Below are 26963 nucleotides of genomic sequence, written 5' to 3' on the forward strand. Positions count from 1 at the left end.
CTACCAATAATTTATCTTTGTATTTGCGTTTAAAATACATTTTTAAGCCAATTAATATTAGGAGATGCTTCTCCTGTAATGGCTACATAATCAATTCTTAGAGCTTGGTTAGTTAAATTTTTAGCTGCTAAGTAATGATAAATACTACGTTTTAATCGAGCTTGTTTTTGTGGACTAAGCGCATAGTTGGCACCGCCACGAGCATTATTTTTGCGAAACTTAACCTCAACGAATACAAGGGTATCGCCTTCTTTCATAATGACATCAAGCTCACCAAAGGGGCAGTAATAATTACGTTCTATGGGTGTTAGCCCTTGAGTAACTAAGTATTTTTGCGCTTCAAGCTCATAATACTGGCCTTTTTCGCGACTATTGTGCCACAGCTCTTTAAACCACGACATGCCGCCCCCTTAATTAAATTTAATTGATAGTTTGTATGTCACCCGCTGATTGCATAAACAATGGTACCGGGCGTTGTGTTTCTAATTGCACAGGCTTAATGCGACGGTTTGTATATTGAGCCCAGTCGAGCGTGCGTTCTATATGGCCGCTGGTATTAACAGATAACTTACCGCTTAAACCACTATATTGATTGCCTGGCATTACGCTTAACTGCCTGATGTCATGTAATATTGATACAGCATCGTACGCCATTGCAAATAAGCGTTGGCTAATATCTACTTGCTCTGGCCATAACGAATCATACTGCTGGCGTAAGTTATGTTGTTTAATTTGCGAATCGAGCATCCACGGCAATTCAGTGAAGTATAGGCCGTCTAAGTCGCCTTTGTCAGTACTGTCAATTTGTTTACTATGACTTTTAGAGCTGGCATAAAGTGGAATACGATCTGCAAATGTACTTACGTTTACATCAAGGTAAGGTTTAATTAAGCGTGTTTCTATTGCATCACCCAAAATATAAATAACGTCTATATCACTACGTGAACGGGTTTCGTTTTCTACTTCCTGTTTAAATAGTGCTTTAATCGTTTTTATGCGCTCTTTTGATTTATCAACTTCTAACAAGCTGGTAATTGTATTAGGCATATCTTTTTTATCGTTATAAAAACCTATTTGCGGCTTGGTTTCGCTATAGCGTTGCCACTGTAAGTTAAAGTAATCAACCAAGCGTTGGCCATTTGCGTTATTTGGTGCAAGCAACATAGGTTTTTGATAGCCCTTAGTTAAAAAGTGTTCTAAGGCTTGTTGTACTTCGTGCTCAGGGTTTAGTGCAAAATAATAATGCTGAAGCGAAATTCGCTCACCATCAAAGGTGTTTAAATGTAGTACCGGAGTATCAATAAGAGTTTGTGCATTGGCAAGTTTATCAATATTTGCTTTAAGTAGAGGACCAATTACAAAGTCAGGCTTTATTTCTTCAAGTTGTGCTGCAATTTCTTCTGTACTTAAGTTTTCATCAATAAAAATAGTGTCGTTGATATTTTGCGTATCAAGTGCAGCTAATACGCCAGCTTTAAGGGCATCACCTAAACGTTCGTTAGGGCCCGATTGTGGAAATAACACAACTAAGCGCTCTATATTGATAGGAGCAAGTTCAGTAAGCATTTCATCTTGTTCAGGTAATACAGTAAAAGCCGGATGCCCAATATAGCGTCTGCGCCAATTGTTGATCGCTTGATCTAACTCTACGCCACTACTTGCATATACTTGATGATATAACGCTAGGTTAGCCCACCCTTGCTGAATAACCGAACCACGGTTAAAGCGTTCAAGCGCGTAAGAAGAAAGTTGCTTTAAGTTATCCCACAAATTTTGATTAAGTTGAGGGATTTCTATATTATTTTTTGTTGCTGTTTCAGAGGCCCTAAAAAAGTAGGGTGCAGCTTTTTTCGGAAAATTTTGCGATGCGTAAATACTGGCCGTTAAAAACTGATGCCAAGCAAAATGCTCAGGTTGAGTCAGTTGTCCGTCTAGCGACTGTAAAATAACCAAAGCTTGATCATTTTTATTCTGTTGTTTTTGTGCAAATGCAATATAAAGACGGTTCTGAATTTGATCAACACTTGCGGTTAATTCAAGCTCATTCCCAATTATCTCTAATAAAGGCCAGTTTTGCTCACTAATTGCTGCATCACGGGCGCTATACAATAACTGTATTTTATCGGCACCTTGGCGGTTTTGCGCCAATTGATAGATAGATTGCGCACTGGTTGCCTGATTTTGCAGTGCATTAGTGCGGTTACTTACGTTATCGCTGTTTTTAGTTGGTTTTTCGGTTGTGCTACACGCCGATAACCCTGACAATATAATTAATAGACTAACTAGTTTAAGTCGCACAATGATTTCCCAATACGTTAACGCGATTTGCTTATATTACTGACTGACGCAGGAGACCTCAATGTTAAATGAGGAGAATTCACAGAAAATTGGCACTCTTTACATTGTTGCCACCCCAATTGGCAATTATGACGACTTAAGTCACCGTGCCATTGCGACATTATCGCAAGTTGACTTAATTGCTGCTGAAGACACTCGCCATACCGGCAAGCTACTTAGCCACTTTGGTATTAAGGCAAAAACGTTTGCATTACACGACCACAACGAAAAGCAAAAAGCACAACAAATTATTGATCAACTTAATCAAGGTTTAAATATTGCTTTAGTATCTGACGCTGGTACACCGCTAATTAGTGATCCAGGCTACGCTGTTGTAAATCTATGTCGTGAACAAGGCGCTCATGTTACACCTGTTCCAGGTGCATGTGCTGCAATTACAGCCGTATGTTGTTCAGGTTTACCAACCGACCGCTTTCAGTTTATTGGTTTTACGCCAGCTAAAAGTAAAGCTCGCCAAGACTTTTTTACCGAAGCTGTTAACTCAGGTATTACCAGCATAATGTACGAAAGTACGCACCGTATTATGGCAAGCCTTGATGATTTAGCACTAGCCCTTGGTGATGAGCAGCAAGTTGTGTTTGCTAAAGAGCTAACCAAAACCTTTGAAACATTTTTTAATGGTAGTGTAAGTGAGCTTAAACAGTTTTTAACTGATGATCCTACCAAGCAGCGCGGCGAAATAGTGCTTATGCTTCCGGGCAAACCAAAGCAAATAGACGATGTTCCGCCTGAAGCGCGCAAAATGCTGGCACTTCTTGAAAGCGAAATGCCAATGAAAAAAGCCTGTGGCGTTGTTGCTGAATACTTTGGAATGAAGAAAAACGCTTTATACAAAACAATTATTGAAGAAAAAGAGTAAATTTTACTGCGCTTGGTATTAGCCTCATGTATACTGCGCGCCGAGTCAGCCAAGATGATCGCTGCCTGTGACGAAAATGATCAGGGGGAGGAAAGTCCGGGCTCCATAGGGCAGAGTGCCAGCTAACGGCTGGGGGGCGTGAGCCCACGACAAGTGCAGCAGAGAGGAGACCGCCAATCTTCGGATTGGTAAGGGTGAAAGGGTGCGGTAAGAGCGCACCGGGCCGCTAGTAATAGTCGGTTGCAAGGTAAACTCCACTCGGAGCAAGACCAAATAGGGTTCCTTATGGCGTGGCCCACGTTGGAACCGGGTAGGTTGCTTGAGCCATAGAGCGATTTATGGCCTAGACGAATGATTATCACTTTCTTCGGAAAGGACAAAACCCGGCTTATACGGCTGACTCACTCATTCAATAAAAAGCCTGCAGTTAACGCTGCGGGCTTTTTTGCGTTTAAATTTTAGTTAATACAATTTAAGCATTATTAAATAATATTTTTCCCTTGTTCTGGATCGCGAGATTGCTCTGCTTGTTCACGTATTTCGTCGGTATCACTACTTACATCATCAAGCGTTTTAGTTTGCTCAACAGTTTCACTTTTTTCGCTTTGTATTTGCGATGGTTGTTTTTCCTCTAAGCTAGAAGCATTTTCATTAGGGTCGGTGAGTATAATTCTCTCTCGTGCGTCATCAGGCATGCTGATTTTTTGTTTAGTGAACTCATTTACTAATTCGCGCATAAGTTGTGAGCCTACTTTTAATGGGCTGTGCTGCTCGCTATTAACCCAAAAATACAAAACGAAGTTAATAGTAGATGAGCCTAAGTTTTTTATTAAAACCTGCGCGGGTGGGTCGCTAAGTACTGCATTTTGTTGATTGGCAATATCTAGGGCGAGGGTTTGTGCGCTGCGTATATCGTTATCGTAGCCAATACCAATTTCTACTTTGCCGCGCATTTTTGGATTGGCAGTCAGGTTTTTAATGGTATTTTTATATACAGTCGCATTAGGTATTTGAATATGATTGCCATCGTAATCAACAAGTGTGGTTGCTCTTGCTGTTACTTTTTTAACAATACCTAATCGGCCATCCACTTCAATTACATCGTCAATTTTAAAAGGTCTTTGTACGCTCAGTAATAAACTGGCAATAAAGTTCTCTGCTATGTCTCTAAAAGCAAAGCCGAGTATTAAACCTATCAACCCAGTCCCACTCATAATAGCAACGGCAAACTGAGTAAGCCCTGCTAAACGTAAAAATAAATATACCCCAAATAAAATTATTAGGGTGCTTATGCTGCGCCTTATAACTAGGTGAACAAGCTTGCTGTCAGTCATATAGTCAATGGGTTTGATTAGTAATCTAGAAAGTGGTCCTGAAATTAAGTAACTGAGTACTAAAAGCATTATGCCGAGTAAAATAGTGGGTAATATTTGCGCTGTTACGTGAAGTAATTGCACGCCTTGCTCATAAAAGAAATTCCACGAAAGTGTATCAACTTTGATCACGTCAGTTATTGGTGTTGTATTATTTAGCGCTACACTGCTTTTTAGGGTACCGAGCATGGCTTATCTTCCGTGTTAGAGTCATTTATAGATAAATATTAGCAAGTTTGGTACCAAACGCTTATAACTTGGCAAATATTTTGCTGTAGTAACGTAATACAAATATTGAGGTTTAGAATGAAAGAAGCTAAACGAGGACAGCAAGCAGAGCAGCCTGCACATATCCCTTTTATAGGTTGGTGGGATATTGTTAAACGTATTTTTAAGCAAATGAGTGAAGATAACTTATCTATAGTGGCAGCCGGTGTGGCATTTTATGCGTTACTTGCTATTTTTCCAGCCATTGCGGCGATGGTATCAGTGTATGCGTACTTTTCATCCCCAACAGATATAAGTGAGCACTTAAGTAAAATAGTTACTTTGCTTCCACCAAGCACCAGTGAACTGATTTTATCTCAGGTTTCTAGCCTTGCTAAAACATCAAGTGCAAGCTTGAGCTTAAGTGCAATTGGTACGCTCATACTTACTATTTGGAGTAGTTCAAAGGGCAGCCAAGCACTTATTACTGCATGTAATATTAGTTATCGTGAATATGAAAAACGCTCATTTTTTCAGGCTCAACTAGTGCGCTTTTTATTTTCGGTAGGAGCGATTGTAGTCGCAATTTTTGCGCTATTAATTATTGGTATTTTACCTATTGTACTTAATTTAGTGGGACTAAAAGAAAGTATAGATTTATTAATTAAACTCATTTCTTGGCCATTATTGGCTTTTACCTTTAATTTTGCATTGGTACTTTTATATCGTTATGCCCCACATCGTAAACCTGCTAAATGGCGTTGGATCACAATGGGGTCGTCTATTGCTACCGTGCTGTGGATTTTAGCATCTATAGGTTTTTCATTTTATGTGTCGCGTTTTTCTAGTTACAACGAAACGTATGGCTCACTAGGTGGTGTAGTGATCATGCTGATGTGGTTGTATATCAGCGCTTATATAATCACATTAGGTGCTGTAATTAATGCAGCTACTGAGCAGCAAACAGGTAAAGATAGCACTGTAGGGCCGGCTAAAGAGCGTGGGCAGCGAGGCGCCTATGTAGCAGATCACCTCGATGTAAAAAATGAATAGCTATTAATTAGCTAAATTAGTAAGTGCAGTAATTTGCTCTTTAAATTCTTGTGCTGCAGGACCAAGCCTATCGTTGTCGTTGCACATTAAATATAAATTAAGAGTGCGGGTTGTACCTTGGTCTAAATTAAGTGCAATGAGGGTTTGATCTTCAATTAAGTGTGCAATTTGTGTTTTTGGCAGCCAAGCGTAACCTAAATTTTGACTAACCATATCAATAGAGTTGCGTAAATGGCTTACTGTCCAGCGCATATCTGCACCTAACCAGCCATCATTGTGACTGGTGTGGGTTGCTGAATCGCGAACTACTATTTGCCGGTGTAGCTTTAAATCGCGAAAGTTGAGTTGTTCAGTTTGTTGGTGTAATACATGGTCTTTATGCGCAACGGCTATAAACTCTATATCGCATAACGTACTGCAACTAATTCCATAGATAGGAATTGATGAAATGGCTAAATCAACCACTGAGTTATGTAGTAATTCGTTTGCACCGGTTAGCACGCTTTCTACTAAATCAATTTTTAAAAGAGGGTAAAGCTCACTCGTTTTAGCAAGTGCTTGATATAAAATAGCGTGTGGAAAAACCTCATCAACAGCTATTTTTAATGTGCTTTCCACGCCTTCGCTTAGTGTACTTGCTACCGATTCTATTTTAGTCGCTTCCTCAATTAAAAACTCGGCTCTGCGTAAAATCAGCTTACCGCTATCGGTTAAAAATGCTTTACGGCCTTTTACTTCAAGCAACTTAATTTGCAAGGCGGCTTCAAGTTTTTGCACAGCATGGTGTACGGTTGACTGACTTTTATGTACAGCTGCGCTTGCGCCTGCAAACCCGCCATGATCCACAACCGCTTTAAACATTCGCCATTGCTCTAATGTTGCTTTTGCCATTTTTAAATCCTGTTACTACTTTATATCTGATTGCTTAACTTGACCGCGCAGACGCATTATTTATTGCGTAACAGTGATTTTTTGTCTATTTATTTTAATAAAGCTACTTTTTTATCAGCTAGAAGTGCCATAAAACTGCTTTTATTTAAAGGTCTTGAAAATAAATAACCTTGACCGTAATCGCATCCTGCTTCAAGTAGTAGCTGCATTTGTAATTTAGTTTCAATTCCTTCGGCGATTACTTTTAAGCCCAACTGATGTGCCATAACAATGATGGCTTCACACAATGCAAGTTCTTGGCTGCCTATTTGAATATTATCAACAAAACGTTTATCTATTTTTAAATAGTCGGTGTCCATTTCTTGTAAGTAAGCGAGCGACGAATACCCGGTACCAAAATCATCAAGAGCAAGCTGCATACCTGATTTTACTATTTCTTTTAGGCGTCTTTGCGTAAGTGCTTCAGGGTTAACCATTAAGCCTTCAGTTATTTCTGCGACAATTGACGAAGCAGGCAGTTTTGCTGCTTTTAGCATATCGTACCATTCATCTATGCCACTCTCTGGCGTGGATAATTGCACTGGCGATACGTTTACACTTATTTGAAAAGTATCATCGGTTAGTGTTTTTATATCGTTAAGTGTTTGCAAAGCTTGGGCAAATACAAATTGACCAATTGCATTTATTTGCCTGGTTTCTTCAGCAAGTGGGATAAATGCGATAGGGCTAATTAGGCCTTTTTCGGGATGTTGCCAACGAATAAGCGCTTCAGCTTTATGAATATGTAAATCATTTAAAGCAACTATGGGCTGATAAAATAACTCAAACTGTTCAAGTTCTATGGCACTTCGTAAGTCTTTTAATAGCACCATGCGCGCGTGTGCATATTCGCGCATGTCAGCAGAGAAAAACTCAAAACAGTTACGACCATTACTTTTTGCTTTATACATAGCCTGATCGGCTGCCTTTAAAAGCTGTTCAGTATTTTCACCATCATTAGGAGCGCAAGCAATGCCTATGCTTGCACTAATAAATAACTCTTCGTTTTCAAGATGCAAAGCTGACGATAGACTAAGTAAAATATTACTCGCAATTTGATTAATATGGCGCGTACTTTTAATGTGACTAAATACAATAACAAACTCATCTCCCCCAATTCGTGCCACAAACTCAGCATTTTTTGCCGACTGGACTATACGCTGAGATACGAGTTTTAATAAGTTATCGCCATAGTGATGGCCTAATGTGTCATTAATATCTTTAAAGTGATCAATATCTAAAAGCATGACAACCAATTGATTATCTGGAGTAACAACATTTGAAAATCGTTGATTTAATCGCTCCTTTAATTCTAAACGATTTGGTAAGTCAGTTAGGTGATCAAAATGAGCTTGTCGCCAAATGGTTTCATCAGCTTGTTTTTTTTCTGTGAGGTCTGTGAATATCGCGATACGACGAATAGGTGCGTTGTTTGTATCATAAATAGTATCGATTGTGAGCCACTCAGAATAAAGCTGCCCGTTTTTTTTACGGTTAATAACCTCGCCTTGCCAGCGGCCTGTTTGCTGTAATTCAGACCACATTTTATTGTAAAAATTCTTATCATGTTTTCCTGATGAAAGAATTGAAGAGGACCGGCCAATTACTTCTTCTTTACTATATAAAGTCGTTTTGCAAAATGCAGGATTTACATCAAATATGATACCCGTTGGATCGGTGATTGCCATGCCTTCACTACTGTTGTTATACACTAGTGAGGCAAGGTGGAGTGCTTCTTCATTTACTTTTCGTTGTGTTATATCTCGTAGTACAACAACGTATTCATTTTTACTTTGCATTGCGCTAATACGTGCTTCAAAGCTGCGTTTAGGATCTGATTTTTCGAGTGTGAATTCTAAATTACTCGAAACATCAAGTTTAGATAACTGCGATAACAAAAGCTGAACATTGCTGTGTGAAAGTATTGATGATAAATGAGGTACTACAGTGCTGTTAGGATTTACTTGAGGCTTAAACTGTCCTGTTATGTTGAGAATATCGCCATGGATGTTAATTCTAACGTAACTATCGGGCAGAGTATTAAGCAAGCTAGTAAGCTCATCATGCTTGTTTTTTAAATTAGCTTCAGCTGTTAACCGAGTTTGCGCCATTGATTTAAAACGCTGATAGAGAGTATTTAGCTCTGGATTATTGGGTTGTATTTTTTGTGAGGGCATCTCGCCCTTAGCCAATACGTTTGTTGCATTTGTTAGATTATTAATTGGGTCAATAATGCTGGTTTTAAGTAGTTTACGTGCAATTAAACACAGTATCAGCAGCGATAAAATAAACACACCAATCGCTATAAAAAAATTATTATTTATTTGCTTTAAAGCATGTGTGACAGGAAGTGCAATATGTATATTTAAGCTGTTATTACTTGGATCGCTGTAAATAACAGAGTGGTGAAGCATTCGGGCTTCACCTTCAATAGATTTTATTTTTGTTGATGCCTCATTATCAATCGAAGAATCAGTTGCTAATAAAGTCTGTGCAATATTATCGCCAAGAGCGGCCGTTGTAGGTGGATAACGCGCTAAAATTTTTCCGTTAGAATCAGCAATTGCAGCAATAGAGCCTGGCGGAAGTTCAATGTCATTAAAAGCATTGTTCCACCAGTCAAGCGCAACAACGATAACTACAACGCCCTGAATTACATTTTTTTTATTAATAATAGGTAACGCAAAATTAAGGGTGTTTTTTTGCAGACTTCGGTCGTGCTGAAAATAACCTACCGACAATTGGTTACTTTTTAAGGCGTTTTGGAAATACGCCCGATCGGCAATATTAATTGTTTTGGCTAACCCGCTTGTTGTACATATAACAATGCCATTTGGATCTATAATCCCGATATTGGCAACATGTGCGTAAATAGATCTAAATTGATTAAAATAATTAGGGCAGGTCGTTGCTAAATTTTCTTTCTTACTTTCCTCTTTAGCCAAATAACGCGCTAAACGGTCAATATCATCGACTAAGTGCTTTTGCTGTAAAATTAATTGCTTAGCAATATTTTCTACTTTTTTTTCGCTTTGCTCAATAGAGTGATCGCGTTCAAGCAGCAGTGTAAAAATAATTACAGCGGTGCCCGGAATACTTAGCAATATAAGTAAACGATAAAGCTGATGTTTGAGAGAATAAGTAAAAATAACCATTCCTTAGTTTTGTATTTTGCAATAACAATTGTAGCCAAATTCACTCCAAATAACCATAGTAATTATAAGGTTGAAAATGTAACCAATGAATCATTATAGTTCTATTTTTTGGAATGTTAAGGTCGATTTAAAGACATAGTTGTTTTGTTTAATGAATGATTTAATAACCTCATAAACTTATTCTTTAGAGTGAATTAATAAATGAAAATATCAAAAATACTTACAGCTTATGCAACTCAAGATGGCGATGGTGTAAGCATTAGCCGTATACCTGGGTTTGATGGTAAATATTTAGATCCCTTTTTAATGATTGATGAACTTAAGTCAGACGACAAAAAAGATTATATGGGAGGCTTTCCTGAGCATCCGCACCGAGGTATTGAAACGTTTACTTATATTCTAAAAGGTGGCTTTGAGCATCGTGACCAAATGGGTAACAGAGAAGCAATTAAAGCAGGCGATGTGCAATGGATGAGTACAGGGCGCGGCGTCATGCACAGTGAAATGCCACTCGCGGATGCTGTTGACGGTTTGCATGGCTTTCAAATTTGGATAAACATGCCAAGCGCAGAAAAAATGCGTGATTCACGTTATCAAGATACTACTAAAAACCCAGCTCCGAGTTTTACAAATACGCAAGGTGTGACGTTAAAAGCACTTGCGGGATCGTGGCAGTTCGAAAGTGAAACGCTTACAAGCGCTCTGCAAAGTTTAGCTGCTAATGCGGCGCTCGCTGATATTACATTACCCGCTGGTAAAAGCATGAATTTAGAGCCTCTTAGCCAACAAAAAGTAATGCTTTATATTCATAGCGGCTCACTAATAATGAGCGACAATCAAACAATACCAGCGGGCAAGTTACTTATTTTGGAACCAGGCAGTGATATTAATATTAGCTCTGAGCACGGCGCTGGTGTATTGGTTTTAGCCGGCGATCCACTTAATCAGCCGATTGCTCATATGGGGCCGTTTGTAATGACGACTCAAGCTGAAGTACAGCAAGCAGTGCGTGATTATCAAAACGGCGAGTTTGGCAAAATTTAACGGTATTTTTAGGAGAGTTTTATGGGATTATTAGTTAACGGTCAATGGCAAGATAAATGGTACGACACTGATTCAAGTAATGGTAAGTTTGAGCGCGAGGCGGCGCAGTTACGTCACTGGATAACTGCAGATGGTAGCGCTGGAATAACGGGCGAGGCCGGTTTTAAAGCTCAAGCGAACAGGTATCATTTATATGTGTCACTTGCGTGTCCTTGGGCGCATCGAACGCTTATATTTAGAGCGTTAAAAGGGTTACAAGATTTAATTACGGTGTCGGTTGTTAGCCCTGACATGCTTGATAGTGGTTGGGCTTTTGATACGCAAAACCACAGTACTGGCGATGCTTTATTTAATAGTAATTACTTACATCAAGTGTATACAAAAAATAACCCTGAGTATTCTGGGCGAGTAACGGTTCCCGTATTGTGGGATAAAAAGCTAAATAAAATTGTCAGTAATGAGTCTGCCGATATTATACGTATGTTCAATAGTGCGTTTAATGAGTTAACAGGTAATAACGATGACTACTACCCTGAGGCGCTGCAACCAAAAATTGATGAATTAAACGCGTTGATTTATCCAAGTATAAATAATGGTGTTTATAGTACAGGGTTCGCAACAACTCAGGATGCGTATGAAGAGGCATTTAACGATTTATTTGAAGCACTCGATTCAGTAGAGAGCATACTGAGCAAACAGCGGTACTTAACAGGGGATAAGCCTACAGAGGCAGATTGGCGATTATTCACCACTCTCATTCGGTTTGATAGTGTGTACGTTGGTCACTTTAAATGTAATTTACGCACAATTGAAAGCTATCCTGCACTGAGCGGATACCTCAGAGAGCTATACCAGGTTAAGGGAGTAGCACAGACAGTTGATTTTTATCATATTAAGCGTCATTACTATTTTAGCCATACAATGATCAATCCAACACAAGTTGTGCCAAATGGCCCAAGTGTTGATTACTTATCTGATCACGGTAGAAATGTTTAGCGTTTAAGCAAACAGCCTAACAAGCCAGCCGTATTTTCTTACCAAGCTGGTTTCGCCTTTCCCTGCTTGTACAGCTGCGCCGGCTAAAAAGGCACTTGTTAGTCCCACTTTAGTTGCGGCAAAACGCTTTAGTCTATATTGAAACGCTGCATGATGTTGGCGTTTTAACTCACTGCGCGTATCCATTTGCTTACTCAGAGCATCAACGTTTTCATTAGGTGCTTTAATTAAGTAGTTAACCAACATATTAATTTCCTTATAAGTTAAACAGTTGTTTTAAGCTTTTAAGTGTTTTACTAAAGCCAATTTTATTGCTTAGGTAAACCGTATTTTTCCAAAGCCATGCTAAACAAGCAACTTGCAGCAAAGTAGCTGTTGCAATACTTAGCCATACTGACCCAAAAAGATCGTATACACCGTATCCAACAGCACCTAGAAATCCTGCCCACAACAAAACCAAACCACTGGCAAAACAGCCTAAAAATATAGTGATCAATGCAAGCGATCTAAGCGATAACCGCCATTCAGCTTTAGCAAGCTGATGGGTGATCTTTCCTTGAGTTTGGTAATCATCCTTGAGCTGCTTAGAGTACTCTAAAAGCTTTGCAATATGATCTTGCCAATCGTCCTTTTGGCTCAGCTGCTCAGTGGCTTGGTCTTGTGCATTACCATCCTTGGTTGCGGTTGTTTGTGGGTTATTCATCACTAATTACTTACGACGGAACAATGAAGTAATTAGCATACCCGCAGCAAAAGCAATACCTGCAGTTGCTAGTGGATTTTCAGACGCAAAGGCACGAGTTTTAGCTGTACATTCCCCCAGCTTTTCGCGTGCAATAAGTTGTTTTTCGCTTAGTGCTTCTGCTGAACTAGAAGCGCCTTTACGAACACTACTTTCAGCTGTTGCTGCTTTGCTAGAAAGTGCATCTACCGCGTCGTGCGCCGCTGATGTTGCTTTCTCTGTAAGAGGTGATTCAGTATTTGTTAGTTTAACGTCAGGCTTAACATCTGAAGTTGTGTTTGGTTTCGTATTTGTTGCAGTAGCCATAATCAATCCTTAATAAGTTAAAAATTTAAATAGTGATTTAGATGATGCAATGATTAAACCAAAACTGTTATTTATTTTAAGTTGTTGAGTTTATTGTCTTTTATTGTTTGTATGTAACTTTTCATATTTGGTAATTTAAAGTAAACAGTAACTATTACTACACGGTTAGGTAAATTTTACAAAGGGAGTAAAAATGCTTAAAAAGTTGTAAATATTCATTGGTTATTCAGTAAGCAAAGCGTGTAAACAGAAAGTTATAAAAAACAGAATAGATATTTTTTTCATCACAATCCCACTTTTTCCCACGTAATTCAAACGCTTCGCTTGAGCCCTTATTTTTTCTAGCTTTAGGACTTACTAAAGCTGGTCAGCTTACTTGACAAAATGGCTTGTCAAGCCCTAAACTGGAGCACTGTGGTAAAAAGTGGTTTTTAGTGGATCACTCTGGATAAAAATAAACAAAAGTTGAATAAAACAATTTTAAAGTAGGTTTTTTATGTTTCGTGGCGCGAGTTCACTGAGTTTGGATGATAAGGGGCGTTTTGCGGTACCGACTAAGTACCGAGAATCTCTATTGTCTGAAGATCAGGGAACGGTTATTTGTACCGTCGCATTAAATGAGCCGTGTTTATGGTTGTATCCGCTGGCTGAGTGGCTAGAAATAGAAAGCCGTTTAGCTAAAATCTCCAATATGAACCCACGAGCCCGTCGAATGCAGCGTATGTTGCTCGGGAATGCTACTGAATATCAACTTGATAAAAATGGTCGAATTTTGCTTGCGCCGTCACTGAGGGCTCATGCATCACTTGGCAAAAAAATCATGCTAGTTGGTTTGATGAATAAATTTGAAATTTGGGATGAGGCGCGTTGGCACGAGCAAATGCAGCAAGATACTGAGCTTGAAAGGCTTGGCGATTTTGAACCTAACCAAGATTTAGATAATTTTACACTCTAACAGCACAAAAAAAGGCAAATAATAGCTAATGACAGCGCAATTTGAACACGTATCCGTATTAATGGACGAAACCATCGATGCCCTCGCAATTAAGCCAGACGGTATATACATGGATGGTACGTTTGGACGTGGCGGCCACTCTGGACAAATTTTAGCACGCCTAGGTGATGAAGGTCGCCTGCAAGCAATTGACCAAGATCCACAAGCGATACAATCAGCCGAAAAATTTGCTGATGATCCACGTTTTGCGATTGCACATACTCGTTTTTCAAATTTATACGAAGTAGCAGAGCAGAACGATCTAATTGGTAAAGTGGATGGCATTTTATTAGACATTGGTGTCTCGTCGCCACAACTGGATGACGCTGCGCGTGGTTTTAGTTTTATGAAAGATGGGCCACTTGATATGCGTATGGACCCAACAACAGGTCGCAGTGCTGCACAGTGGTTAGCAGAAGCCGAGTTAGATGATATTACCCACGTAATTAAAAAACTGGGCGAAGAAAAGTTTGGTAAACGCATTGCACACAAAGTACTCGAAGTTCGTGAGCACACGCCAATCACAACAACCAAGCAACTTGCTGACCTTGTTGATGAAGCAGTACCTGTAAAAGATAAGTTTAAGCACCCTGCAACACGTACTTTTCAGGCGATTCGTATTTATATCAATAGCGAGCTTGAAGAGATTCAAACAGCGCTACAGTCTGCAGTTAAAGTGCTAAAGCCAGGCGGACGTTTAGTGGTGATTTCGTTTCACTCACTAGAGGATCGTATTGTAAAACAGTTTATTAGAAAACAGAGTAGGGGAGAAGTGTTACCCAGAGGTCTGCCTTTAACTGATGCACAAATAAATAAAAACCTGACGTTAAAAGCAGTGGGTAAGGCTATTAAGCCAAGTACTGTTGAAGTAGAACGTAATCCACGTTCTCGTAGTTCTGTACTTAGGATTGCACAGAGGTTGGGATGAGTAAAAAAGCGAGCTATCGTCAACCCAATTTATTCTTTGAAATATTAAAAGGCCTAGGTGCTAACAAGCTAACCTCGGCCTTGTTGGTTGTGATATTCGCTTCTAGTTTAGCTGTTGTGCAAACAACACATTTAGCTCGTGGGCAACTTATAAAGCAAGATCAATTATTACAAGAACGTGATGAACTCGATTTAGAGTGGCGCTACTTACTTGTTGAAGAAGAATTTTATTCGCAACATGCACGCATTGAAGAAGTTGCTATATCACAATTAAAAATGAAACGACCTACGAGTCAAGATGAGCAGGTAATAATAGTACAATGAGAAATAGAGGCAAAAAACCAGTCACTAATTTAATCACATGGCGCTTTATGCTGGTGTGTACAGTTGTGTTTATGGTGTTTGTAACACTCGTATCTCGCGCTGCTTATTTACAAGTGATAGAACCTGATAAAGCACGTTCAGAAAGTGATAAACGTACGGTACGTGTTGAAAAACTGCATGTGCAACGCGGAATGATTTTTGACCGCAATGGTAAAGAATTAGCGGTAAGTGTGCCTGTGGTAAGTGTGTATGCTGATCCTAAAGCATTACATAAATCGCTTGTATCTAAAGTAATCAAACAAGCCCGCAAAAGCGGCGAAGATCACTTATCTTTAACTGAAAACACTGTTGAGCTTGATAAGCGTACTGCACTTTATTATAAAAACGATTTACGTTGGCGCGAGCTTGCAGATGTGCTGCGTATTGATCCTAAAAAGATTAATTCTCGACTTTTAAACGATCCTTCGCGTCGCTTTGTGTATTTAAAGCGCCAAGTTACTCCTGCTGTAGCAAATTATATTGGTGATTTACGCCTCCCTGGTATCCATTTACTAGATGAATCTAAACGCTACTACCCTGCAGGTGAAGTTACCGCGCATGTAATTGGCTTTACCAATATCGATGGCAAAGGCATTGAAGGTATTGAAAAGCTATACGAAAACGCTTTAACGGGCGAGGAAGGCCGCCGTACCATTCGTAAAGACGCACAAGGGCGTGAGGTAGAAGTACTTGACGAACGTGAACGTGTAGAGCCAGAAAGTATAGAATTAAGTATTGATCAACGAATTCAAGCCATTGCGTACAAGGCCGTAAAATCAGCTGTACTGACTTATAAAGCCACATCGGGATCGGCTATGGTAGTTGATGTTAAAACCGGTGAAGTACTGGCAATGGTAAACAGTCCTTCATTTAATCCAAATAATTTAAGCGATGCAGCCCCTCATAAACGTCGTAATCGTGCAATTACCGATTTGTTTGAACCTGGCTCAACTGTTAAGCCTCTAGCCATTTTGGCTGGGCTAGACTACGGCGCCATTAAGGCAGATGACACAATTGATACCTATCCAGGGTGGATGCGTTTAGGTGGTAGTTTAGTGAGAGATACCCGTAATCACGGCGAACTAACATTGCGTGAAATACTAAAGTACTCCTCAAACATGGGAGTTGCGAAGGTTACTCAGTTAGTGCCTAAAGATTACCTTGTTGGCTTATACCAAAAAGTAGGGTTTGGCAGTGACACTGGAACAGGCATGGTAGGCGAAAGCAGCGGTTTGTTTTATCCAAATCGTCGTTGGTCTGACTTTGAAATTGCCACTTTATCATTTGGTTATGCAATTTCGGTAAGCACTGCGCAAATGGCGCGCTTTTATACCATGTTAGGCGCTGGTGGAGTTAACCGACCTCTGACTATTTTAAAGCAAGACAATATACCTGAAGGCGAACGTATTTTTAAACAAAAAGACGTAGAAGCCGTAGTGCACATGATGGAAAGTGTATTTGAAAAAGACGGTACTGCTCGCAACATAAAAGTTGATGGGTATCGTGCAGCTGGTAAAACAGGTACATCTAAAAAAGCCGTAGCAGGTGGTTATGGTGATGAATATGTAGGTTATTTTGCAGGTGTAGCGCCGGCAAGTAATCCTCGTTTAGCCGTGGTAGTTATGATTAATGAACCAGGTGGTGATGTGTACTATGGAGGTGCCACCGCTGGCCCTGCATTTGCAGAAATCATCTCTAACGCATTAAGAATATTAAACGTAGCGCCTGACAAGGAAGAGGTTGCGTACGTACAAGGTAAAGATAACGATGCGTGATTTAAAGGATATTTTAAAATACATCGAAATAGATGCGCCCTCGCAACTGGTAAAACATTTACGCCTTGATAGCCGTGAAGTAACGCCAGGTGATGTATTTGTTGCTATTAAAGGCCATGCACTTGATGGCGGTCAATTTATTAATAAAGCAATTGAAAATGGCGCAACAGCTATTATTGCTGACAGATTATGTGAATTTGAAACAAGTTTTGAGCCACTATATTTAGTTTCGGAGCTTGATAAAAAGCTTCCAGAATTAGCAAGTCGCTTTTATAGCCAGCCAAGTCAGGCTCTTGATTTAATTGGTGTGACAGGTACAAACGGTAAATCGACAACCACAGCAATGATTGCCCACTTAGCGCAATTTTGCAGTACAGAGTCGGCCATTATAGGGACTTTAGGTTACGGCCACCCTGATAATTTAATTCCACTGATTAATACCACGCCTTCTGCGGTTGATTTACAACATATTTTGAGTGATTTAAATTCGCAGCATAAAAAGCTAGTAGCCATGGAAGTATCATCTCATGGGTTAGTGCAGCAACGTGTTGCTAAATGCGCGTTTAAAGCGGCTGTGTTTACTAATATTTCGCGTGATCACTTAGATTACCATGGTGATATGGCAAGTTACGGTGATGCGAAACTAATGCTTTTCCGTGATTTTGAACCGCAAGTTGTAGTGCTTAATCAAGATGATTCTCAAGCTGAGCAATGGCTTGAAAAGTATGATTTTAATAACCTAATTTGTTATGGTCGCAAAAACTTAGCTCCTAAGAATGCCCGATACGTTTATTTTTCTGATGTTGAATATTCAAGTGAAGGTATTTCGGCTCAGTTATCGACAAGTTGGGGTGATATTTCAATTAAATCGCCTCTGTTTGGCGAATTCAACTTATATAACTTAACGGCAGCGCTCGCTACATTACTAGGGCTTGGTTATCCGCTTGAGCAATTAGTTGCAGGTTGTGCGCAATTACAGCCAGTAGCAGGGCGAATGCAAGCATTTAGTCAAGCAGGTATGCCAACGTGTGTTGTTGATTACGCCCATACGCCCGATGCACTAGCCCTTGCGTTACAAGCATTGCAGCTGCATGTGCCAGGCGGTGTAAGTTGTGTATTTGGTTGCGGTGGTGACAGAGATAAAGGTAAGCGCGTATTAATGGCGCAAGCTGCAGAGCAAAACGCTAATAAAGTTATTATTACCAGTGATAATCCACGCTCAGAAAACCCTGATGACATTATTGCAGATGTAGCAGGCGGTTTAACCCATCCTCACAATGCACATTTAGAGGCTGATAGAGCAACTGCAATTCGTTTTGCTATAGAAAATGCTACAGCTGATGACGTTATTTTGATTGCAGGTAAAGGCCACGAAGATTATCAAATTATAGGCGATAAGCGCATCGACTTTTGCGATCGCCGCTATGTACAAGAACAACTAAAAAAAGCAGTAAGAGGGATAACACAATGATCCCAATGGATTTTAATTGGTTAGCTAATGTGCTAACAACCGATTATCAAGGTGATAATCAACACGTGCTTAATATAAATACTGATACTCGTACAGTGTGCGATGGTGAAGTGTTTTTAGCACTGAAAGGGCCCAATTTTGATGGGCATAAATTTATAGCTGAGGCTAAACAAAAAGGGGCTATTGGCGTTATTGTTCAGCACAAAGTTGATGTAGATATTCCACAATTTATAGTAAGCGATACACGTATTGCACTAGGTGCAATTGGTACCGCTGTTATGGCGCAAGTGGCGCCTAAAACAATTGCTATTACAGGGAGTGTAGGCAAAACCACCGTAAAAGAAATGTGTGCGGCAATTTTGTCGGTTCACGGTGATGTATTAGCTACTAAAGGTAATTTTAATAACGATATAGGCGTCCCACTTACGTTATTGCGCTTAGAGCCTCAACATCGTTTTGCAGTAATTGAGCTAGGTGCAAATCACTTAGGTGAAATTGCCTACACCACGGCAATGACAAAACCAGATGTAGCCGTTGTATGTAATGTTGCAGCAGCCCACTTAGAAGGTTTTGGTAGTTTAATGGGCGTCGCAAAAGCTAAAGGTGAGATTTTTGATGGCCTTAAAGATGACGGTGTTGCGATTGTTAACTGCGATAGTGAATTTAGCCAATATTGGTTAGATAAGCTTAAAGGGCGAAATGTTAAACGTTTTTCTACAACTGAAAAACTAGATATTTGGGCAGAGAACATCACGCTTGATGCCAATGCGCGTGCAAGCTTTACGCTTTGCACTAAAAACAAGCAAGTACCTGTTACTTTGGCACTTCCGGGTAAGCACAATATTAGTAATGCACTTATCGCTGCTGCACTGACCAGTGAATTTGATGTAACTCTTGAAGAAATAGCCAATGCACTTGCCACAATGGGGGATGTAAAAGGGCGCGTTAATTTAATTGAAGTGTCTGATTTACTTACCGTGGTTGATGATACCTATAATGCCAATGTTAAGTCGGTAAAGGCTGCGATTGACTTGTTAAGTGATATGCAAGGTCACCGCATTTTAGCACTCGGAGACATGGGTGAGCTTGGTGAAGATGCACGTAAGTACCATCAAGAAGTGGGCGAGTATGCACTTGAGCAAGGGATTGATGAGTTATTTACATTAGGTGTATTAAGTAAATACGCAAGTGATGTGTTTGAACTACCTAATCGCCACTTTTCGAGCCGCGAACAGATGCAGCAAAAAATTCAAGAAAGTATTAATAAAGTGAATACTAAAACAACAATAGTAGTGAAAGGATCGCGCAGTTCTCGCATGGAATTATTAGTAACCGATTTAGTTAATGGCCAGCAACAAGCCATCAATGGAGTATCATAATGTTAGTTTGGCTGGCAGAGTATTTAACACAGTATTTTAGTGGTTTTCATGTTTTTTCGTATTTAACGCTACGTGCCATTTTAGGTATTTTAACCGCGCTAATTATGTCTCTTTATTTAGGACCTAAGTTAATTCGTGGTTTGCAACGTATGCAAATAGGCCAAACAGTTCGAGACGATGGTCCGCAATCGCATTTGTCTAAGTCGGGTACGCCGACTATGGGTGGCTTACTTATTTTAGCCGCTATTTTTACCAGCACGTTACTTTGGGCCGATTTATCAAATAAATACGTATGGGCAACACTGTTTGTAATTGGCTCTTTAGGTATTGTTGGCTTTGTTGATGATTACCGTAAAGTTATTCGTAAAGATCCAAAAGGCTTAATTGCTAAGTGGAAGTACTTTTGGCAGTCGGTCATTGCATTAGTTGTAGCTACTGCTTTGTACTTTACCAGTGCACAAGCATCTGAAACATCACTTGTTGTTCCATTTTTTAAAGACGTATTACCGCAATTAGGTTTGTTTTATATCGTGCTTACGTATTTTGCCATAGTAGGTACATCAAACGCGGTAAACCTGACCGATGGTTTAGATGGCTTGGCGATTGTGCCAATTATTTTAGTGGCTTCGGCATTGGCAATTATTGCTTACTTAACAGGTAATATTAACTTTTCGGCTTACTTACATATTCCACATTTACCGCTGGCGAGTGAGCTTGTGGTTGTATGTACTGCCATTGTGGGCGCAGGGCTTGGCTTTTTATGGTTTAACACTTACCCAGCACAAGTATTTATGGGCGATGTTGGCTCATTAGCACTTGGTGGTGCATTAGGTATTATTGCTGTTTTAGTACGCCAAGAGTTACTGCTTATTATTATGGGCGGTGTATTTGTAATGGAAGCGCTATCGGTAATATTACAAGTGGGGTCGTATAAATTACGCGGACAACGCATTTTTAGAATGGCGCCGATTCATCATCATTATGAATTAAAAGGTTGGCCAGAGCCTCGCGTTATTGTGCGCTTTTGGATTATTTCTGTTGTGCTAGTGCTTGCTGGCTTAGCTACTTTAAAGATTCGATAAATGCAGTATTTAAACGAGATAAAAAACAAACAAATAACAGTGCTCGGACTCGGTGTAACCGGTCTGGGCATTGTGCGTTTTCTATTATCTCATGGCCTCACACCAAAGGTCATTGATAGCCGAGTAACCCCGCCGGGGATTGATTGGTTAAAAGAGCACGCGCCAACTCTAGATACCCACTTTGGTAATTTGGATGACGCAGAGCTTTGTTCAAGCGATATGATTATTATAAGCCCTGGGCTTAGCTTAAAAATACCAGCTGTTGCAAATGCAATTAACGCAGGTGTTGAAGTGATTGGCGACGTTGAGTTATTTGCACGTATTAATTCAAAACCGGTTGTTGCAGTAACGGGCTCTAATGGTAAATCAACCGTGGTTACGCTCGCTTATGAAGTATTAAAACAAGCCGGCTATAAAGTTGCTTTGGGTGGAAATATTGGCACAGCGGTGCTTGATTTGCTCAGTGATGATTTTGACGTGTATGTACTTGAGTTATCTAGTTTTCAGCTAGATACCACAACGAGTTTAAAACCTGTGAGTGCAACGGTATTAAATGTGTCTGAAGATCACCTTGATCGCTACGACAGTTACCAAGCTTATATAGACTCAAAGCTAAGTATTTATGACGGTGCAGAGCTTATTATTGTCAACGCAGACGATAGTCAAACACATCCAGTTGAGCGCGGTTCTACCCCCCTAATCAGCTTTGGTGCTCAACAAGGTGATTACCATTTAGCGCAACATAATGGCGAAACTCACTTTATGGTTAAAGGCGATGCCTTTTTAGCTGTTGATACGCTTGCGGTAGTGGGTAAGCACAATTATTTAAATACGCTTGCAGTAATGGCGCTCTTAAGTCCGTTTGAAGTAAGCAAAGAGCAATATAAAAATGCATTAGGTCAATTTAATGGGTTGGCTCATCGCTGCCAATTTGTAGCTGAGCTTAACGGTGTAAAGTATTTTAACGATTCAAAGGCAACTAATGTTGGAGCGACCATTGCTGCAATAGATAGTTTAGCTAGTGGCGGTGAAAATCTGATTGTTATTGCTGGTGGCGATGCCAAAGGCGCTGATTTAAATGCGCTTAAACCTTACATAGAACAGCATGTAAAAGCATTAATTTGTTTTGGTAAAGATGCAAGTGACTTAGCTGCGATTACCAATAAGAGTTATTTAACTAACAATATGGAAGAAGCCGTTACTTTGGCCAAAGTACTTAGTAGTACAGGCAATATTGTTTTATTAGCACCCGCATGTGCCAGTATTGATATGTATAACAACTATATGCAACGCGGTGATGACTTTGTTCAGTGTGTAATGGCAGGGGCGTTATGATTGCTTTTGCCGATATAAGAGACGCATTAACACCTAAGCCTTCGGCGCAGTTATACGATGTACCGCTATTGTACTGCGTAATAATGCTCATTGGTGTTGGTTTTATCATGGTGACCAGCGCATCAATGCCTACCGCAGAGCGGTTATTTGATGACCCGTACCATATTACCATTCGCCACAGCATGTTTTTGGCAATGGCTTTTGTGCTTTTTTGGATAAGTGTTTGTGTGCCAATGGAGTGGTGGAAACGATCAAACCCTTATCTATTAATACTAGGTATGGTGCTATTAATAGCGGTATTGATTATTGGGCGTGAAGTAAACGGCGCTAAACGATGGATACCTATTGGACCTGTTGGTTTTCAGGTGGCTGAGGCCGCTAAGTTGTACTTTTTTAGTTATATTGCGGGTTATTTGGTAAGAAAACGCGAAGAAGTACAAGAAAATATTAAAGGCTTTGCAAAGCCAATTGCTGTATTTGCAGTGTATGCACTGCTTATTCTGCTGCAGCCAGATTTAGGCACAGTGGTTGTTATGTTTGTAACAACGGTTGGTTTATTGTTTTTAGCTGGTGCTAAGTTATGGCAGTTTTTTGTACTTATTTTAACGGGCGTTGGTCTGGTTGTATTACTTATTATTGTTGAACCATATCGTATGGCACGTGTTGTTGGCTTTTTAGACCCTTGGGATGATCCTTTTGGCAAGGGTTATCAGTTGGTGCAATCGCTAATGGCATATAGCCAGGGTGGTTGGTTTGGCCAAGGCTTAGGTAACAGTGTACAAAAGCTACAATATTTACCTGAAGCACATAACGATTTTATTTTTGCCGTTATAGGTGAAGAACTTGGCTTAATAGGCGTTGTAAGTATTTTAACGGTATTAGCTACTTTAGTATTTAGAGCCTTATTAATAGGCCAACAAGCCCTTAAGTGCGGCAAGGAATACGAAGGCTACTTTTCATTTGCCATTGGTATTTGGTTTGCATTTCAAACCATGGTGAATGTAGGTGCGAGCGCGGGTATTTTACCGACGAAGGGTTTAACCCTGCCGTTTATTTCTTATGGCGGCTCAAGCTTATTAATTATGACGATTGCCACGGGTATTTTATTACGCGTAGATTTTGAAACCAAAATGGCAACCAAACAAGCCACCTCACGCGGAGGTAAGCGATGAGTAAAAAATTAGTAGTAGTGGCTGGTGGAACTGGCGGACACATTTTTCCCGGTATTGCAGTAGCCGATTATTTAAAACAGCAGGGCTGGCAAGTTAGCTGGATCGGCACACCAGATCGAATGGAAGCGAGCGTTGTACCTAAGCACAATATAGATATTGATTTTATTAACGTTAAAGGTGTTCGTGGTAACGGATTAAAGCGTCTTATTAAAGCCCCATTCATGGTAATTAATGCAGTATTGCAGGCGCGTAAGGTATTGAAAGAACAGCGTCCTGATGTAGTACTTGCAATGGGCGGTTATGTTACGGGTCCAACGGGAATTGCCGCAAAAAGTTTAGGTATCCCGCTGGTTATTCACGAGCAAAACGCTGTAGCGGGTATGAGCAATAAACTGCTAGCTAAGGTGGCTACACGAGTATTAGCTGCATTTCCAAGTGCTTTTGCACAGGGTCAAGCCGAGCTAGTAGGTAACCCAGTTCGCCAAAGCGTTATGAATATAGTCAAACGCGATGTATCAAGCCCTATTAATATTTTAGTAGTGGGCGGCTCGCTTGGTGCACAAGTGCTTAATCAAACATTACCAGAAGCATTTAAAGCACTAAATAATACAGCTCCAATAAGTGTATGGCATCAAACAGGTAAGGGTCATTTAACTACCGTAGAAGCCGCTTATAAAATGCATGCTTTTACAGGCAGTAATGCAAAAATAGCTGAATTTATTGATGATATGGACGCAGCGTATAGCTGGGCCGACATTGTTGTTTGCCGTGCTGGTGCGTTAACTGTTAGCGAAATTGCAGCGGCAGGTAAAATGGCCGTTTTTGTTCCGTTTCCCCATGCTGTGGACGACCATCAAACAGCGAACGCACAATATTTAGTGATGGCTAATGGCGCATTATTAATGCCACAAGGGCAGTTTAATAAACAATCAATTGTTGAACTATTAAGCCCGTATTTAGCCCAACCTTCATTAATTACTGAAATGGCTACAAATGCAAAAAAACAAGCCATTTTAGATGCCACAGCAAGCGTAGCAACGCACTGTGAGCAAGTAACAAATAAGAGAAAATAAGTGAAAGAAACGTCAGTACAAGAAAAACACACACGTCCTGCAATGCGCCGAATAGAAACCATTCACTTTATTGGTATTGGTGGAGCAGGTATGGGCGGTATTGCTGAAGTACTCGCTTTTGAAGGCTACCGTATTACAGGTTCTGACATTGCCCATAGCGCTATGACAGATCGTTTAATTAAAGCCGGTGCAGAAGTATTTATTGGCCATCATGAAAATAACGTGAAAGATGCCAATGTAGTCGTTGTTTCAAGTGCGATTGATGAAACAAATCCTGAAATTATTGCAGCTAAAGCCGCAAGAGTCCCCGTTGTGCGCCGCGCAGAAATGTTGGCTGAATTAATGCGTTTTCGCCACGGTATAGCAATTGCGGGGACGCATGGTAAAACAACGACAACAAGCTTAATTGCGAGTATTTATGGACAAGCAGGGCTTGATCCAACCTTTATTATTGGTGGCTTGTTAAATAGCGCAGGTAGTAACGCAAAAGTAGGCAAAAGTGATTTTTTAATTGCAGAAGCTGATGAAAGCGATGCGTCGTTTTTACACTTACAGCCAATGGTATCGGTGATCACAAATATTGAAGAAGATCACATGGATACTTATGGCGGCAGTCTTGAAAAAATGAAAGACACGTATGTAGATTTCATTCATAACTTGCCGTTTTATGGTTTAGCTGTTGTATGTATTGATTCTGAAGTTGCTGCTGAACTTATCCCGCGCTTTGGTCGCCCAGTTATCACGTATGGTGAATCGAAGGATGCTGATTACCGCATGAGCGACTTTAGCCAATCAGCTAATACATGCACATTTACAGTAACTAACAAACAAGGTGAGTGTTTAACTGCCACGTTGAATATGCCAGGTAGACACAACGCACTTAATGCAACCGCTGCGATTGCTGTGGCAAAAGATCAAAACATTGCGAATCATGCAATTTTAGAAGCGCTGCAGAAGTTTGAAGGTATTGGTCGTCGTTTTCAACACTATGGTGAATTTGAAAACGAGCGTGGCAATGTGATGTTAGTTGATGATTACGGGCATCATCCCTCAGAAGTTGCAGCAACAATTGCAGCAGTACGTGAAGGTTGGCCTGATAAGCGTTTAGTAATGGTATATCAACCTCATAGATTTTCTCGTACACGCGACTTATACGAAGATTTTGTAAAAGTACTTGCTGATGTAGATCAGTTGCTATTGCTTGATGTGTATAGCGCTGGTGAAGATCCAATTGTTGGTGCAGATAGCAAAAGCTTATGCCGTAGCCTTCGTCAACGTGGCAAAGAGCCGCTACATGTAGCAACAAATGCAGAGCTTGCAGGCGTTTTGGCCGCAAATTTACAAAATAATGATTTAGTATTAACCCAAGGCGCTGGTAATATAGGTCAGTTAGTTAAAACATTAGCTGCGACGGGTATGTCGATAGAAAAACTTAAGCAAGGTGAAGTATGACTCAGGTAAACACACAATTTGGTAAAGTAGCGGTACTGCTAGGTGGTAACTCAGCAGAACGTGAAGTGTCTTTACGATCGGGTCAGGCTGTTTTAAATGCGCTGCAAAATAGTGGCATTGATGCAATTGCATTTGACCCGCAAAGTCGTTCTTTGTGGGAGTTAAAAGAATTAAATGTAGAGCGCGTTTTTATTGCTTTGCATGGTCGTGGTGGCGAAGACGGAACTGTACAAGGTGCGCTTGAGTTTATGAACCTGCCTTACACGGGCAGTAATGTACTGGGTTCAGCACTTGCTATGGATAAAGTACGTTGTAAGCACTTATTTAAATCAGCGGGTTTAAGCACTGCACCTTATACCGTAGTTGACGCTAAAAAAGGCTTTGATGCTGCAGCTATTATGGGTGAGTTTAAAAAGGTAATGGTTAAGCCATCGCACGAAGGCTCAAGCATAGGTATGGCGCAAGCAAGTACAGCACAAGAACTTGAAGACGCACTAGCTAATGCATTTAAGTTTGATAATCAAGTGCTTGTAGAGCAGTGGATCACGGGACGTGAATTCACAGTTACAGTGCTTGGCGATGAAGTACAACCAGTCATCGAGATGACGACACCAAATGGTTTTTACGATTACCAAGCTAAGTATCAATCAAATACAACGCAGTATCATTGCCCTGCAGATTTATCAGAGCAAGATACTAAGTACTTACAAGCTATATCGCTAGATGCATTTGATTTAGTGGGCGCAAGTGGTTGGGGCCGTGTTGATGCGATGCAAGACGAGCAAGGTAACTTTTACCTGCTTGAAGTAAATACAGTACCTGGCATGACTGAAAAGTCGTTAGTGCCAATGGCAGCAAAAGCGAATGGGGCAACTTTTGAACAATTAGTTGTTCGCATTTTAGAGCAAACGCTTTAA

General features: G+C 40.3%; 24 protein-coding genes and 1 other RNA gene. 17 read left to right on the top strand and 8 right to left on the bottom strand.

All coding sequences use genetic code 11. The features are described from left to right. Positions 1-29: 29 nt before the first annotated feature. Entirely contained in the window at positions 30-401 is a 372-nt protein-coding gene (locus tag I6F48_RS00685) for a YraN family protein (protein ID WP_010554278.1), read from the bottom strand. A gap of 19 nt (positions 402-420) precedes the next feature. Next, complete coding sequence (locus tag I6F48_RS00690) at positions 421-2298, bottom strand: penicillin-binding protein activator (RefSeq protein ID WP_007582872.1); 1878 nt, start codon at positions 2296-2298, stop codon at positions 421-423. Positions 2299-2359: 61 nt separating this feature from the next. Between I6F48_RS00690 and rsmI the strand changes: the two genes are divergently transcribed. Further along, complete coding sequence (gene rsmI, locus I6F48_RS00695; protein ID WP_010554279.1) at positions 2360-3217, top strand: 16S rRNA (cytidine(1402)-2'-O)-methyltransferase; 858 nt, start codon at positions 2360-2362, stop codon at positions 3215-3217. A 42-nt stretch (positions 3218-3259) separates the two neighbouring features. Beyond that, positions 3260-3624: RNase P RNA component class A (rnpB, locus tag I6F48_RS00700), an RNA gene on the top strand. A gap of 75 nt (positions 3625-3699) precedes the next feature. Here the strand turns inward: rnpB and I6F48_RS00705 are convergent. Further along, complete coding sequence (locus I6F48_RS00705; protein ID WP_197118605.1) at positions 3700-4779, bottom strand: mechanosensitive ion channel family protein; 1080 nt, start codon at positions 4777-4779, stop codon at positions 3700-3702. A 117-nt stretch (positions 4780-4896) separates the two neighbouring features. On the opposite strand from I6F48_RS00705, the gene I6F48_RS00710 reads away from it, so the two are divergent. Continuing rightward, positions 4897-5850, top strand: a complete 954-nt coding sequence (locus tag I6F48_RS00710) for a YihY/virulence factor BrkB family protein (RefSeq protein ID WP_007582878.1) — start codon at positions 4897-4899, stop codon at positions 5848-5850. Positions 5851-5853: 3 nt separating this feature from the next. On the opposite strand, the gene I6F48_RS00715 is transcribed toward I6F48_RS00710, so the two are convergent. Both I6F48_RS00715 and I6F48_RS00720 read right to left on the bottom strand, forming a co-directional pair. Next, complete coding sequence (locus I6F48_RS00715) at positions 5854-6741, bottom strand: LysR family transcriptional regulator (RefSeq protein ID WP_165727686.1); 888 nt, start codon at positions 6739-6741, stop codon at positions 5854-5856. Between the two features lie 89 nt (positions 6742-6830). Continuing rightward, positions 6831-9935, bottom strand: coding sequence for a bifunctional diguanylate cyclase/phosphodiesterase (locus I6F48_RS00720; RefSeq protein ID WP_197118606.1), 3105 nt, complete (start codon positions 9933-9935; stop codon positions 6831-6833). A gap of 201 nt (positions 9936-10136) precedes the next feature. On the opposite strand from I6F48_RS00720, the gene I6F48_RS00725 reads away from it, so the two are divergent. Beyond that, positions 10137-10979 carry a pirin family protein gene (locus I6F48_RS00725; RefSeq protein WP_197118607.1) on the top strand — a complete coding sequence of 281 codons (843 nt, stop codon included), beginning with the start codon at positions 10137-10139 and terminating at the stop codon, positions 10977-10979. Positions 10980-11000: 21 nt separating this feature from the next. Further along, on the top strand, positions 11001-11975 hold the full coding sequence (locus I6F48_RS00730) for a glutathione S-transferase family protein (RefSeq protein ID WP_197118608.1): 975 nt from the start codon (positions 11001-11003) through the stop codon (positions 11973-11975). Between the two features lie 3 nt (positions 11976-11978). Here I6F48_RS00730 and I6F48_RS00735 read toward each other — a convergent pair whose 3' ends face one another. Genes I6F48_RS00735 through I6F48_RS00745 form a run of 3 tightly spaced genes read right to left on the bottom strand, consistent with a single transcriptional unit; the run spans position 11979 to position 13023 of the window. After that, positions 11979-12221 carry a hypothetical protein gene (locus I6F48_RS00735; protein ID WP_007582895.1) on the bottom strand — a complete coding sequence of 81 codons (243 nt, stop codon included), beginning with the start codon at positions 12219-12221 and terminating at the stop codon, positions 11979-11981. Between the two features lie 10 nt (positions 12222-12231). Then, positions 12232-12678 (bottom strand): hypothetical protein, encoded by a 447-nt coding sequence (locus I6F48_RS00740; protein WP_197118609.1) that lies wholly within the window; start codon positions 12676-12678, stop codon positions 12232-12234. A 6-nt stretch (positions 12679-12684) separates the two neighbouring features. Next, entirely contained in the window at positions 12685-13023 is a 339-nt protein-coding gene (locus I6F48_RS00745) for a DUF883 domain-containing protein (RefSeq protein WP_197118610.1), read from the bottom strand. A 496-nt stretch (positions 13024-13519) separates the two neighbouring features. Here I6F48_RS00745 and mraZ point away from each other — a divergent pair, with 496 nt between their 5' ends. The 12 genes from mraZ to I6F48_RS00805 are packed head-to-tail and all read left to right on the top strand — an operon-like array spanning position 13520 to position 26963. After that, the gene (gene mraZ, locus I6F48_RS00750) at positions 13520-13978 is read left to right on the top strand and encodes a division/cell wall cluster transcriptional repressor MraZ (RefSeq protein WP_007582904.1); all 459 of its coding nucleotides are present in this window, start codon (positions 13520-13522) and stop codon (positions 13976-13978) included. A 28-nt stretch (positions 13979-14006) separates the two neighbouring features. Next, positions 14007-14945, top strand: a complete 939-nt coding sequence (rsmH, locus tag I6F48_RS00755; protein ID WP_008167099.1) for a 16S rRNA (cytosine(1402)-N(4))-methyltransferase RsmH — start codon at positions 14007-14009, stop codon at positions 14943-14945. Beyond that, a complete protein-coding gene (ftsL, locus tag I6F48_RS00760; RefSeq protein ID WP_007582915.1) occupies positions 14942-15268 on the top strand; it encodes a cell division protein FtsL in 327 nt (108 codons plus the stop codon). The genes rsmH and ftsL overlap by 4 nt, the downstream gene beginning before the upstream one ends. After that, positions 15265-17082: a penicillin-binding transpeptidase domain-containing protein gene (locus tag I6F48_RS00765; protein WP_165739818.1), complete on the top strand. Its 1818-nt coding sequence runs from the start codon at positions 15265-15267 to the stop codon at positions 17080-17082. Before ftsL ends, I6F48_RS00765 begins: the two co-directional genes overlap by 4 nt. Further along, positions 17075-18553 (top strand): UDP-N-acetylmuramoyl-L-alanyl-D-glutamate--2,6-diaminopimelate ligase, encoded by a 1479-nt coding sequence (gene murE, locus I6F48_RS00770; protein ID WP_197118611.1) that lies wholly within the window; start codon positions 17075-17077, stop codon positions 18551-18553. Before I6F48_RS00765 ends, murE begins: the two co-directional genes overlap by 8 nt. Further along, the gene (locus I6F48_RS00775) at positions 18550-19932 is read left to right on the top strand and encodes a UDP-N-acetylmuramoyl-tripeptide--D-alanyl-D-alanine ligase (protein WP_197118612.1); all 1383 of its coding nucleotides are present in this window, start codon (positions 18550-18552) and stop codon (positions 19930-19932) included. Before murE ends, I6F48_RS00775 begins: the two co-directional genes overlap by 4 nt. Continuing rightward, positions 19932-21014 (top strand): phospho-N-acetylmuramoyl-pentapeptide-transferase, encoded by a 1083-nt coding sequence (gene mraY, locus I6F48_RS00780; RefSeq protein ID WP_007582922.1) that lies wholly within the window; start codon positions 19932-19934, stop codon positions 21012-21014. Before I6F48_RS00775 ends, mraY begins: the two co-directional genes overlap by 1 nt. Beyond that, positions 21015-22349: a UDP-N-acetylmuramoyl-L-alanine--D-glutamate ligase gene (gene murD, locus I6F48_RS00785; RefSeq protein WP_197118613.1), complete on the top strand. Its 1335-nt coding sequence runs from the start codon at positions 21015-21017 to the stop codon at positions 22347-22349. It begins immediately after the preceding gene. Then, positions 22346-23521 (top strand): cell division protein FtsW, encoded by a 1176-nt coding sequence (ftsW, locus tag I6F48_RS00790; RefSeq protein ID WP_007582927.1) that lies wholly within the window; start codon positions 22346-22348, stop codon positions 23519-23521. Before murD ends, ftsW begins: the two co-directional genes overlap by 4 nt. Continuing rightward, on the top strand, positions 23518-24594 hold the full coding sequence (gene murG, locus I6F48_RS00795; RefSeq protein ID WP_197118614.1) for an undecaprenyldiphospho-muramoylpentapeptide beta-N-acetylglucosaminyltransferase: 1077 nt from the start codon (positions 23518-23520) through the stop codon (positions 24592-24594). Before ftsW ends, murG begins: the two co-directional genes overlap by 4 nt. Beyond that, the gene (gene murC, locus I6F48_RS00800) at positions 24595-26046 is read left to right on the top strand and encodes a UDP-N-acetylmuramate--L-alanine ligase (protein WP_002957994.1); all 1452 of its coding nucleotides are present in this window, start codon (positions 24595-24597) and stop codon (positions 26044-26046) included. Further along, entirely contained in the window at positions 26043-26963 is a 921-nt protein-coding gene (locus I6F48_RS00805) for a D-alanine--D-alanine ligase (protein ID WP_024592944.1), read from the top strand. The genes murC and I6F48_RS00805 overlap by 4 nt, the downstream gene beginning before the upstream one ends.

The organism is Pseudoalteromonas sp. SWYJ118, from assembly GCF_015864505.1.
GTDB classification, from domain to species: Bacteria; Pseudomonadota; Gammaproteobacteria; order Enterobacterales; family Alteromonadaceae; genus Pseudoalteromonas; species Pseudoalteromonas arctica.

Bases quoted from the DNA above. Each gene is read 5' to 3' on its own strand.
- I6F48_RS00685 (WP_010554278.1), bottom strand. From the start codon at position 401: ATGTCGTGGTTTAAAGAGCTGTGGCACAATAGTCGCGAAAAAGGCCAG.
- rsmI (WP_010554279.1), top strand. From the start codon at position 2,360: ATGTTAAATGAGGAGAATTCACAGAAAATTGGCACTCTTTACATTGTT.
- I6F48_RS00705 (WP_197118605.1), bottom strand. From the start codon at position 4,779: ATGCTCGGTACCCTAAAAAGCAGTGTAGCGCTAAATAATACAACACCA.
- I6F48_RS00710 (WP_007582878.1), top strand. From the start codon at position 4,897: ATGAAAGAAGCTAAACGAGGACAGCAAGCAGAGCAGCCTGCACATATC.
- I6F48_RS00715 (WP_165727686.1), bottom strand. From the start codon at position 6,741: ATGGCAAAAGCAACATTAGAGCAATGGCGAATGTTTAAAGCGGTTGTG.
- I6F48_RS00720 (WP_197118606.1), bottom strand. From the start codon at position 9,935: ATGGTTATTTTTACTTATTCTCTCAAACATCAGCTTTATCGTTTACTT.
- I6F48_RS00725 (WP_197118607.1), top strand. From the start codon at position 10,137: ATGAAAATATCAAAAATACTTACAGCTTATGCAACTCAAGATGGCGAT.
- I6F48_RS00730 (WP_197118608.1), top strand. From the start codon at position 11,001: ATGGGATTATTAGTTAACGGTCAATGGCAAGATAAATGGTACGACACT.
- I6F48_RS00735 (WP_007582895.1), bottom strand. From the start codon at position 12,221: ATGTTGGTTAACTACTTAATTAAAGCACCTAATGAAAACGTTGATGCT.
- I6F48_RS00740 (WP_197118609.1), bottom strand. From the start codon at position 12,678: ATGAATAACCCACAAACAACCGCAACCAAGGATGGTAATGCACAAGAC.
- I6F48_RS00745 (WP_197118610.1), bottom strand. From the start codon at position 13,023: ATGGCTACTGCAACAAATACGAAACCAAACACAACTTCAGATGTTAAG.
- mraZ (WP_007582904.1), top strand. From the start codon at position 13,520: ATGTTTCGTGGCGCGAGTTCACTGAGTTTGGATGATAAGGGGCGTTTT.
- rsmH (WP_008167099.1), top strand. From the start codon at position 14,007: ATGACAGCGCAATTTGAACACGTATCCGTATTAATGGACGAAACCATC.
- ftsL (WP_007582915.1), top strand. From the start codon at position 14,942: ATGAGTAAAAAAGCGAGCTATCGTCAACCCAATTTATTCTTTGAAATA.
- I6F48_RS00765 (WP_165739818.1), top strand. From the start codon at position 15,265: ATGAGAAATAGAGGCAAAAAACCAGTCACTAATTTAATCACATGGCGC.
- murE (WP_197118611.1), top strand. From the start codon at position 17,075: ATGCGTGATTTAAAGGATATTTTAAAATACATCGAAATAGATGCGCCC.
- I6F48_RS00775 (WP_197118612.1), top strand. From the start codon at position 18,550: ATGATCCCAATGGATTTTAATTGGTTAGCTAATGTGCTAACAACCGAT.
- mraY (WP_007582922.1), top strand. From the start codon at position 19,932: ATGTTAGTTTGGCTGGCAGAGTATTTAACACAGTATTTTAGTGGTTTT.
- murD (WP_197118613.1), top strand. From the start codon at position 21,015: ATGCAGTATTTAAACGAGATAAAAAACAAACAAATAACAGTGCTCGGA.
- ftsW (WP_007582927.1), top strand. From the start codon at position 22,346: ATGATTGCTTTTGCCGATATAAGAGACGCATTAACACCTAAGCCTTCG.
- murG (WP_197118614.1), top strand. From the start codon at position 23,518: ATGAGTAAAAAATTAGTAGTAGTGGCTGGTGGAACTGGCGGACACATT.
- I6F48_RS00805 (WP_024592944.1), top strand. From the start codon at position 26,043: ATGACTCAGGTAAACACACAATTTGGTAAAGTAGCGGTACTGCTAGGT.